The organism is Stenotrophomonas sp. PS02300, from assembly GCF_029959395.1.
In the GTDB taxonomy this organism is placed as follows: Bacteria; Pseudomonadota; Gammaproteobacteria; order Xanthomonadales; family Xanthomonadaceae; genus Stenotrophomonas; species Stenotrophomonas maltophilia_AD.
Window position 1 is genome coordinate 1 of record NZ_JASCOP010000276.1, and the last position, 346, is coordinate 346.

1 protein-coding gene is annotated in these 346 nt (G+C 71.1%); it reads right to left on the bottom strand.

Annotation, left to right across the window (positions count from 1 at the left end):
- Positions 1-346: autotransporter domain-containing protein (locus QMX79_RS20875; protein WP_282248480.1), on the bottom strand; the 346-nt coding region annotated here is incomplete at both ends.

The window sequence follows — 346 nt, forward strand, 5'->3', positions numbered from 1 at the left end:
AACAGCTGGCGGTCGATCTCGCGGGTGAACTGGCCAGCGCCCAGCTGCGCCAGGGTGTAGGCCGCCCCGCTGTTCCAGCCGGCGTACAGCTGGGCCTGCGACTGGCGGTCACGACCGCTGTCGCCGCCCCACTCGCGGCTGCTGTTGCTGCGGGTTTCGCCAAAGGCAAAGCCCATCACGCCATTGCTGCCCAGCGCCATGTCCTGGCCCATCATCCAACCCTGGGTCTGGAAGCCGCTGCCGGCAAAGCTGCCCTGCCCGGCTTCACCCAGCGCACTCTGCCAGGCGCCGCGCAGGCGCGGTGCGGCCGACACCGCATCGAAGCGGGTCGACAGCGCGCGGCGGT